The sequence below is a fragment of the Maribacter antarcticus DSM 21422 genome (assembly GCF_000621125.1).
Lineage (GTDB): Bacteria > Bacteroidota > Bacteroidia > Flavobacteriales > Flavobacteriaceae > Maribacter > Maribacter antarcticus.
In genome coordinates this window covers 1-9,546 of sequence record NZ_JHZC01000029.1, presented here as the reverse complement: position 1 = coordinate 9,546, position 9,546 = coordinate 1, and the positions used below count along the sequence as shown (strand labels likewise).

Below are 9,546 nucleotides of genomic sequence, written 5' to 3'. Positions count from 1 at the left end.
AAAAAAGTACGCAGGATACGCACAAAAAAGTTATGACATTTTAACTAAACTCTCTAAAAACGAAGAAACCACGCCAGAATTAATGATTTATATAGAATCATATCGAGCTTCATCTCTTTCATTAGTTGCTGGAGAAAACACAAAACTTAGTTTATTAGGTAAGGCTTTTGAAATTTTTGAAAATACTATAAATAAATATTCTTCTATATCACCAAGACCAGAATTTATGAGAGGTAGTGTTGCTGAAAATCTTCCTTTTTTTATGTGGAAAAAAAGAAAATTCGCTAAAATAGATTTTGAATCAATAATTAAAAAACAAGAGAAAAATAATAATTATGCTGATTTTAGAATTATGAGTTTTTCTTACTGGGCTTGGGCTAGAGCCAACAAAAGTAAAAAGAACAGAGAACAAGCAATTAAATATTTAAATAAAGCAATCGAAATTGACCCAAACTATAAGGCAGGAAGAAAAAGAGCAGAAGAATTAAAGGATAAGTATGGTAAGAAATAACTACTTACAACAAGGTATAAAATTAATTGCTGGCAAATCGCTTACTTACGAAAGTCTAAACGGACTTTCTTGGTTTGTGTTTTGTATAAGATTAGTTGCCTAAAACAGGCAACTAATCTTATACAAAACCGTTGCCAATAATGCAAAAATTAAGTTTGCGGAATCGAAATTCTAAAAAAATAAATGAACTATAATAACAAAAAATTTAAACCAGTTTTAAATTCCAAAAACGGAGAAACAACAGCGGAAACAATTTTTGAATATAAACAGATTGGAAATATCATTACGTCTGAATATTATGGCGGAAAAATTATAAATGGACACTTAATTGGATTAGTTGACAAAGATGGAAATATTGAAATGCGTTACCATCAAGTTAACAATAAAAACGAATTAATGACTGGGATTTGCTTTTCAAAACCCGAAATAACTGCAAGCGGAAAAATAAGACTATATGAAGATTGGAAATGGACTTCAGGTGACAAATCCAGTGGAAAATCAATTTTGGAGGAGATATAAAAATAGAGAGAAATTTGTTAAAGATTACGGAATTGAAAAAAACATAAATTACAGAATTAAAGAAAGCGGAATAAGTTAGGAAAGAAAAAAAACACTATTGGCAACACCGTATAAAATTAATTGCTGGTTTTAGCTTATTTACGAAAATCCTCGCGGATTTTCTATCCAGTTTTTATTTACTAGCTATAGTGCTTAAAACACGCAACTAATGTTATATAAACACGTTAGCGGTAATATGTGGTAAGAAGTAAGATAAGCTTCGGGGCTTTCCCTTTTTTGCTGCTTACCCTATAAAAGACCTACTCAGTTCTCAAGCAGAACGTTTATCAGAGCAACAAAAAATATACGGCACCAGTTTCATTAGTTTCTCTTTTAAGTGTGGCCTAGGCTTTAAAAATAGAGCAGCTTTCGGTGTCTTCCCTTTTGCCGCCAAAACGCAAGCGTTGCGCAATCACTATCCAGACGGACTTGTGGCTTGCCGGTATTTATAAACCTGCTATACCTCTTAATTTTTTTTATGTCTGCTTAGGTGTATCGCAGCATGTTATAAGCGGCAAAATCTACAGGAAATACAGGAATGGTTTGTCTTTTAGCGTTTGGTTCGGGTTACATAAAACCGCTAACAAGACCTATACGTAATGCGGGGCTTGGTCAATATCAAAAGGTTTGCGTATTTTTAGGAGGTCCGCCAAAACAGTTTGATTTGGTATTTGAAACAAAAAAATAAATACAAAAAACTGCTTTAGCTACGTGTAAAATAAGGAAGATGAGTACTGCTCTGCTCCTGCTCTACCTATAGCTTTGGCGTTAGCTACAATTTAAAACTCAATATTTAATGAACAAACTTAAAGTACTATATACTAACCATTCTATTTGGCTTGTCCTCTTGCGTAACAAAAGAAAATAAAAATACCGAGATTGAATCAAACCTTCCCAGGAACAAAATACTTGAAGATACACTTATAACAAATGAAACAAAAAAAGATACTGTTTCGAGAATAGAAAAAAGAAAATTTACAATTCCAAACTCTGAAATATTTTCATTAAAATCAAATTATACAACGAAAGAATATGACATCTATATAAAGCTACCTAGCGGTTATAATAAATCCAAGGAAGAATATCCAATTTTAGTACTCACAGATGCTGGATATGCTTTCCCTCTTGTATCTAGTATTTATAGAAGATTAAAGTTTTCAAAAAAAATAAATGAAATAATCATAGTTGGAATATCGTATTCAAAGGGAGAACATTTTGGAATATCAAGAACTCGTGATTATACCCCCACTTATTCACCAAATGAACCAAATGGATATTCTGAAGAGGCTAGATTAAACTCTGGACAAGCAGATAATTTCATTATGTTCATGAAAAATGAACTTATTCCGTATTTAGATAATAAATACAAAATAGATTTAAACAAAAAAGCTTTTGCAGGACATTCCTTTGGAGGACTATTAGCTAATTACATGGTAGTAAGCCATCCGGAGACATTCAATTACTATATGTCTGGTAGTCCGTCACTTTGGTATCACAATAACTCAATATTTGAAATTGAACATACATACTCTAAAGACAACACCGATTTAAAAGCTAATTTATATATGGGAATTGGAGCTTTAGAAAACGAACCTAATGGATTTCAAATGGTATCGGATATGAATAACCTAGAAAAAAGATTGAATTCAAGAAATTACAAGAGCCTTAATGTTAAAAGTGTTATTTTTCCTGATGAAGATCATCAAACCGTCTATCCAACTTTCATTACTAAAGGATTAATATGGGCGTTTAAAAATTAAAAACTGTAGCTAACACCGTGTATAATTAATGGCTAATTCTCGCCTACTTACGAAATCCCTAGCAGATTTTCTATTTGGTTTTTATTTACTAAATCAGGTGCTTGAACACGCCACTAACCATACACAAACACGTTGTACCCAATTTAAGAAAAATCTCGAATACATTTCTACATATCGAGAAATATAGATATATTCACCAAATGATTTTGAAATTAGCCACAGAAATAGGTAAATGCTTATCAAACCAAACTAGAGTTCAAATTATGGAATGGTTAAAAGACCCTAAGAAAAATTTCCACACTCACGAATCATTAAGGAATTTTGATGATGGAGTTTGTGTAACAGACATCAAAGATAAATCAGGTCTTTCACAATCAACCATTTCAACTTATTTGATAAATATGGAAAAGTGCGGATTACTAATTATGACAAGACACGGAAAGTATTCATACTTAAAGCGAAATGAAACACTTGTAAAAGAATATTCTGACTTTTTAAGATAAAAAAAATTAATTTAATGAATCTATATATTTAGATATAACGAAATAAAAAAATGCGAAAAATACTAATTACTGGAGGATTTGGAAAAATAGCAAAACATTTTGTCCAAAACTACAACAAGAAATATGAAATAACCGTTGCAGACATTTTAACAAATAAAGAGATTTTCACAAAAAATGTGCGAATCGAAAAAGCAGATTTGATGGACTATTCAATTTGCTCGAAATTGTGCGAAGGAATCGACACAGTAATCCATTTGGCAGGAATAGTCGACCCGATTTCGGAATCAGATAAAATTTTGGAGACGAATATAAAAATAACGCAGAATATTTTTAAATCCGCTGTGAAATTAAAATGCAAAAGACTGATTTTTGCGAGTAGTGCGCAAACCATAGAAAGTTACCCAAAAGACATCCAAGTAAATAAAAATATGCTTGTTAGACCGAAAAATATTTATGGAGTTTCAAAATGTTTCGGAGAAGCTTTAGCAAGTTATTATGCACATAACAATGAAATTTCAGCAATTTGTTTGAGAATTGGAGCATACGAATTTCCAAAAGACTTTATCGAAATGAACGCACGGGATTTAAGTGCATTTTTACATCCAGATGATTTAAACCAATTATTAATTGGTTGCATAGAAACAGAAGATATAAAGTATGAAGTTCTAAACGCCATTTCAGATAATCGATATAAACGATTAGATATAACGGAGTCAATAGAAAGAGTTGGGTATCGACCAAAAGCGGATGCGTTTGAGTTGTTTAAACTGAAAAAGGAATAAAAACTGGCTACAACACCGTATAAAATTAATTTAGGGTTTTAGCTTACTTACGAAAGTCCAAACGGTCTTTCTTTGTTCGTGTTTTATTTAGTAAATTGGTTGCTTAAAAAACGCAACTAACCTTATACATAAACGTTGGCAGTAATAAAAAAATGAACACACTAAAAGAATATATCAATTCAAAAATAACAATTAAAAAAAGTGTTTTAGATACTATATTATCATGTTTCAATATAAAAGAATATGATAATGACCAAACTATTATCAGGAACGGACAGTATGTGACGAACTACTATTTTATAGTTTCTGGTGGTATCCGAATCGTTATTGATACACCAGATAAAGAAGTAACTGCTTGGTTATTATTTGAAAATAATTTTTTTAGTGACCTAGAATCAATAAAATCTGGACAGCCCACTAAATCAAAGGTACTGTCTATAGGTAAATCTACTATATTGAGTATTGAAGCTGAAAAAATGCATCAATTCTATAAACAGCATCCTGAATGGCAAGAATTTGGAAGAAAAATGATGGAAGAACTATGCTTAAACTTAGTTGAAACTTTAATCTCATTTCAAATTATGGATGCCGAAACTCGCTATTTACATTTACTTAAAAAATCAGATATTATAAATAGAGTGCCATTGAAACAATTGGCTTCTTACTTAGGAATAACCCCTACTTCGCTCAGCCGTATCAGAAAAAATATTCGCTAATTCCATTTCTTGCCATTTGGCAATTTTCCAAAACTGAATCTTGCTCATCTTTGTATCATAATTATAAAATAATAAATTATGATATTTTTAGTATTACTTATAAGCCTATTATTTACAAGTGGGCCTATAACAGAAAAAAATCAAGAAAACACAGGAACCGTTTCTATTGAATTTTCTGGAATTGACAAAGGAAGAGGTTATATAGAATTAAGTGTATTTAGTAGCTTCAAAGGATTTCCAAATAATGGAAATACAGCTTTTAAAACGTATCGTTTTAAAATAACTTCAAGCAAAGAATCTTTTTCAATTAAAGATTTCCCTTATGGGGAATATGCTATTTCTTGTTTTTACGATATTAATTACAATAAAATATTAGATACCAACTTTTTTGGTATTCCTAAAGAAAAAGTAGGCGCATCTAACAATCCTACTAGCAACTCCATTCCTAGTTATAAAGATGCGAAGTTCATTTTTAACAAGCCAGAACTTCAGCTATCAATAACTTTAAAATAATCTTCCTTTCTTTTTAAAAAACATATATAATGAAAAAGTATATCACATATATTTTTATAGGACTACTATATCAACAAGTAAATGCGCAAGTAACAGGTGAAGTAAATGTACTTGACAGGGATGTTTTTTACATTCAGTACACACCTAATATAGCTACTGAAGATTTTACTTATAATAGAATAAGTGGAAAACTAAGCATTCCGCCAATACGATTAAAAAAACTATCTCTTTTTACAACTATTGGATTGGATATACACCAGTTTGATTATAAGGATAGTAATCAATTTAGAGATGTTACCGCCCTGGATAAATTTTACAATGTTAACTTAAGCTTATTTGCTAATTACAAGTTTTCAGATAAATGGTCATTAAATATTCTGGCAGCACCATATATAGCATCTAACTTAGAAGAAAATTTAACTAGTGATGATTATAATTTTAACGGACTAGCTTACTTAGAACGCACTTTTTACCGTAAAAATGGAGGATATATACAACTTGATGTTGGTGCAGGTTACTTAACACTTAATGGAACAACAACTGTAAATCCTGTAATACAAGCCAAAGCTAGGTTTAATAAAAACTGGTCAGCCGTTTTAGGCATCCCAAATACGTATGTAAAATGGGACATCAACAAAAAGCATTCCTTGAAAGTACTAGGAGAGATAAATGATTTTTCTGCAAACTTAAATGGTACAAACAGTTTTGGAACTGTAAATAATGTAGATCGTGCCGTTTTTACTTCAATTTCGTCAGGTGTAGAATATAACTATTGGATTACGTCTTCAATAGGCATAATGCTTAAAGCTACTCAAAGCGTTTGGGATAATTATGAACTAAGAAACACAAATAATGAAAGTATTTATGAATTTAACACTTCTTTTGAACACCCTTTTATTGGCTTGGGTATAAAATTCAACCCTATCAGAAGTTTACAAAATAGTCTAAATCCATTATAACGATGTCAAACAATAAAAATATAACACAGATGTTCAGCAAAGAAGCATTATTAAAATCGGCATTCCCTGCTTATTTCTTTCCATTAATTATGTCTGGAGGTCCTGCTTATTTTTTAAATAAACCCGAATTACTTAAGGCGAGTTATTCAACCATCGCTTTACCTTCTTTGATTGCTACAGTTATTTGCTTTTTCCTACTTAAATACCTTAAAGAAAAACAACTATTTATGCTTCATAGGATTGTAATCTCATTGCTTTTGGTTGTTGTAATAGGAGTCCTTTCTCTGTTGACAATTCAAATTTTCAATCTTTGGTCTTACCTTTTAGATATCCTTCCATCAGCAGGACTTGGAGCAGGAATTATAGGAATGACAAAACCCCTAAAGAAAAACCATGAAAAATTATAAAAAAACAATAGTCGTATTTGGTTGTACAGGAACAGTAGGCTTACCTGTCTTACAACTTTTAATAAAAGAAAACTGTATTGTACGAGGCGTACTTCGTAATCCTCAAAGGACATATCCGATTTCAATAAAAAACACTTCTAACTTGAGTTATGTAAGTGCAGATCTAGCAATTATTAAAGAAGTGGAAGATGCCTGTAAATTTGCAGACACAATATTTTTGTTAACAGCAACTCACCCAAAACAAGAAGAATATGAAACTAATGTGATTAATGCTGCTAAAAAATATGGAGTAAAAAGAATTGTAAAACTATCTGCACCAGATATAGAACCTGTAAGTTTAGTAGAAGTTTCAAATTGGCATAGAAAAATAGAAGGCAAATTAGAAAATTCAGGAATTGAATTTTGTTGTCTTAGACCTCAGGCATTTATGCAAAATTGGGAAAGAAATACTTTTACAATTAGGAGATTTGGAAAAATTTATGGTGCAATAGAAAATGCACCTAGAAACTATGTAGATGCTAGAGATGTAGCTGAGATTGCAGTAAAACTATTGTTACAAAACACACCTTTAGAACTTAATTACATTTCTATTTCTGGACCTGAAGCTATTACAAATTACGATATGGCGGAACGACTTACAAGAGTAACAAATACAAATATTGAATACCTAAATATTTCTTCTGATGAATTATTTAAAACACTCAAAAATAGGGCTAAATTACCTAAATGGTTAGCAAACCATATTGTAGAATTGGACGAACTTGCTATAAAAATACCAGAACCAGCCGAAGATTCAACAGAAAAAATCTTAGACAAAAAACCAAGATTAATGAATGCCTATTTACAGGAGTCAAAAGAACTTTTCAAAAGAAAGTCGATTTGGGAATTTTAAAATATAATATTTAAAACTACTGCCAACAATGTATATAAAACATAGGCCGTTTGGGAGCTAATCTCAAACGCCTTTTCTTATTTACAAAGACCGCCAAATCTGAAATAATAGTGAGAGTCTACTGCCCTACTTTTCATATACTAAACGTTAGCACCAATTACGAAAAATGATAAAAATAGAAACGTATATAGTTGATTCTTTTACCAACAAACCTTTTAAAGGAAATCCTGCAGGAGTATGTGTTTTGAATCAAAAAATGACAGATGAGCAAATGCAATCTATAGCAAAAGAATTAGGTCTTTCTGAAACTGCATTTATAATTCTAATTGATAAACCTAACAAATACTTAATAAGGTACTTTTCTCCAATAATGGAAATCCCACTTTGTGGACACGCAACACTTGCTTCTTCAAAAGTCCTTTTTGAAATTAACCCTACAATGACTGACATTCACTTTAAGAATATTCAGAATTTAGATTTAATGATAAAAAAACATCAAGAACAAATTGAAATGGAACTCCCTGTTTATGAAACAATTCCACAAAATACTCCTAACGAATTAATAGAAGCACTTGGAATAAAAAAAATATCGAACAGCGAGTTTAATAAAGAAACAAACATTTTACTAATTGAAATAGAAAACTGTCAATTGTTAAATAATCTATCTCCTAATTTTGAGAAATTAAAAGCTTCTCATAATTCTATAAATGGAGTATTAGTTACCTCAATATCAGATAAAAATGACTTTGACTTTGAATCACGATATTTTTGGCCTTGGAGTGGAACAAACGAAGACCCTGTAACAGGAGCAACTCATACCTTTCTCGCAAAATATTGGGCTATAAGACTGAATAAAAAGAAAATGAATTCATTTCAATGTTCTGAAAGAAGTGGTTTTATGGAAGTTGAATTAATCAGTGATAATAAATTGACAATAAAAAGTGAAGCTCAAATAATTTTAAAAGGAGAACTGAAAATATAAAAAACTGGTGCTAACAATGTATAAAAAACATAGGCTTTTGTGCTAATTCCAAAGTTCTCTGTTTATTTACAAAGTCCGCTAAATATAAAATTTGACATTTATAACACAAAAATAAAAGCAAAATATTTATATTTAGTTAAGTGAAAAACTAAAATGATAGTGCCTTTTAACTGCCCTACGTTTCTTAAACTAAACGTTAGCGGTAATATGTGGTAAGAAATAAGATAATCTTCGGGGCTTTCCCTTTTTTGCTGCTTACCCTATAAAAGACCTGCTCATTTCGCAAGTAGAACGTTTATCAGAGCAACAAAAAATCTACGGTACCAGTTTCATTGGTTTATCTTTTAAGTGTGGCTTAGCGTTTAAAAATAGAGCAGCTTTCGGGATTTTCCCTTTTGCCACCAAAATGCAACTGTTGCGCAATCACTATCCAGACGGACTTGTGGCTTGCCCGTATTTATAAACCTGCTATACCTCTTAATTTTTTTATGTCTGCTAGGTGTATCGCTGCATGTTAAAAGCGGCAAAATCTAAGGGTAATATAGTAATGGTTTGTCTTTTAGCGTTTGGTTCGGGTTATATAAAACCGCTAACAAGACCTATACATAATGCGGGGCTTGGTCAATATCAAAAGGTTTGCGTATTTTTAGGAGGTCCGCCAAAACAGTTTGATTTGGCATTTAAAGCAAAAAATAAACACAAAAAACTGCTTTAGCTACGTGTAAAGTAAGGAAGATGAGTACTGCTCTGCTCCCGCACTACTAATAGCTTTGGCGTTGTGCTTCATTACCGCAAACCATTAACAAATGATAAAATTCTTTAGAAAAAATCGCCAAAAGTCATTGACTGAAAACAAATTTAGTAAATATCTGATTTATGCGATTGGTGAAATAATACTGGTGGTTATTGGAATTTTGATTGCCTTACAGGTAAATAATTGGAATGAAGAATCTAAAAAAGAAA

At 31.1% G+C, this 9,546-nt stretch carries 13 protein-coding genes; all 13 read left to right on the top strand.

Annotated elements, in window-relative coordinates:
• The coding region (locus Q360_RS0116500; RefSeq protein WP_027077978.1) for a hypothetical protein at positions 1-511 on the top strand (511 nt) is incomplete at its 5' end.
• Positions 512-694: 183 nt separating this feature from the next.
• Positions 695-1,030 (top strand): hypothetical protein, encoded by a 336-nt coding sequence (locus Q360_RS0116495; RefSeq protein ID WP_027078056.1) that lies wholly within the window; start codon positions 695-697, stop codon positions 1,028-1,030.
• Positions 1,031-1,908: 878 nt separating this feature from the next.
• Positions 1,909-2,829 (top strand): alpha/beta hydrolase, encoded by a 921-nt coding sequence (locus Q360_RS0116490; protein ID WP_051554782.1) that lies wholly within the window; start codon positions 1,909-1,911, stop codon positions 2,827-2,829.
• Between the two features lie 200 nt (positions 2,830-3,029).
• A complete protein-coding gene (locus Q360_RS0116485; protein WP_027078054.1) occupies positions 3,030-3,332 on the top strand; it encodes an ArsR/SmtB family transcription factor in 303 nt (100 codons plus the stop codon).
• Positions 3,333-3,382: 50 nt separating this feature from the next.
• A complete protein-coding gene (locus Q360_RS0116480) occupies positions 3,383-4,114 on the top strand; it encodes an NAD-dependent epimerase/dehydratase family protein (RefSeq protein ID WP_027078053.1) in 732 nt (243 codons plus the stop codon).
• A gap of 152 nt (positions 4,115-4,266) precedes the next feature.
• Positions 4,267-4,830, top strand: a complete 564-nt coding sequence (locus Q360_RS0116475; protein WP_027078052.1) for a Crp/Fnr family transcriptional regulator — start codon at positions 4,267-4,269, stop codon at positions 4,828-4,830.
• A gap of 78 nt (positions 4,831-4,908) precedes the next feature.
• Positions 4,909-5,343 (top strand): DUF2141 domain-containing protein, encoded by a 435-nt coding sequence (locus tag Q360_RS0116470; protein WP_027078051.1) that lies wholly within the window; start codon positions 4,909-4,911, stop codon positions 5,341-5,343.
• 29 nt (positions 5,344-5,372) lie between these two features.
• Positions 5,373-6,302 carry a DUF6268 family outer membrane beta-barrel protein gene (locus Q360_RS0116465; protein ID WP_027078050.1) on the top strand — a complete coding sequence of 310 codons (930 nt, stop codon included), beginning with the start codon at positions 5,373-5,375 and terminating at the stop codon, positions 6,300-6,302.
• 2 nt (positions 6,303-6,304) lie between these two features.
• On the top strand, positions 6,305-6,709 hold the full coding sequence (locus Q360_RS0116460; protein ID WP_027078049.1) for a hypothetical protein: 405 nt from the start codon (positions 6,305-6,307) through the stop codon (positions 6,707-6,709).
• Positions 6,696-7,601, top strand: coding sequence for an NmrA family NAD(P)-binding protein (locus tag Q360_RS0116455; protein WP_027078048.1), 906 nt, complete (start codon positions 6,696-6,698; stop codon positions 7,599-7,601). The genes Q360_RS0116460 and Q360_RS0116455 overlap by 14 nt, the downstream gene beginning before the upstream one ends.
• 166 nt (positions 7,602-7,767) lie before the next feature.
• On the top strand, positions 7,768-8,583 hold the full coding sequence (locus tag Q360_RS0116450) for a PhzF family phenazine biosynthesis protein (RefSeq protein WP_245603280.1): 816 nt from the start codon (positions 7,768-7,770) through the stop codon (positions 8,581-8,583).
• A gap of 511 nt (positions 8,584-9,094) precedes the next feature.
• The gene (locus Q360_RS0116445; protein ID WP_027078046.1) at positions 9,095-9,298 is read left to right on the top strand and encodes a hypothetical protein; all 204 of its coding nucleotides are present in this window, start codon (positions 9,095-9,097) and stop codon (positions 9,296-9,298) included.
• Positions 9,299-9,389: 91 nt separating this feature from the next.
• On the top strand, positions 9,390-9,546 hold a 157-nt coding region (locus Q360_RS26770), incomplete at its 3' end, for a DUF6090 family protein (protein ID WP_245603281.1).

Coding starts and splice junctions, on each gene's coding strand:
- Q360_RS0116480 (WP_027078053.1), top strand. CDS start 3,383: ATGCGAAAAATACTAATTACTGGAGGATTTGGAAAAATAGCAAAACAT.
- Q360_RS0116475 (WP_027078052.1), top strand. CDS start 4,267: ATGAACACACTAAAAGAATATATCAATTCAAAAATAACAATTAAAAAA.
- Q360_RS0116450 (WP_245603280.1), top strand. CDS start 7,768: ATGATAAAAATAGAAACGTATATAGTTGATTCTTTTACCAACAAACCT.
- Q360_RS0116445 (WP_027078046.1), top strand. CDS start 9,095: ATGTTAAAAGCGGCAAAATCTAAGGGTAATATAGTAATGGTTTGTCTT.
- Q360_RS0116465 (WP_027078050.1), top strand. CDS start 5,373: ATGAAAAAGTATATCACATATATTTTTATAGGACTACTATATCAACAA.
- Q360_RS0116495 (WP_027078056.1), top strand. CDS start 695: ATGAACTATAATAACAAAAAATTTAAACCAGTTTTAAATTCCAAAAAC.
- Q360_RS0116485 (WP_027078054.1), top strand. CDS start 3,030: ATGATTTTGAAATTAGCCACAGAAATAGGTAAATGCTTATCAAACCAA.
- Q360_RS0116460 (WP_027078049.1), top strand. CDS start 6,305: ATGTCAAACAATAAAAATATAACACAGATGTTCAGCAAAGAAGCATTA.
- Q360_RS0116470 (WP_027078051.1), top strand. CDS start 4,909: ATGATATTTTTAGTATTACTTATAAGCCTATTATTTACAAGTGGGCCT.
- Q360_RS0116455 (WP_027078048.1), top strand. CDS start 6,696: ATGAAAAATTATAAAAAAACAATAGTCGTATTTGGTTGTACAGGAACA.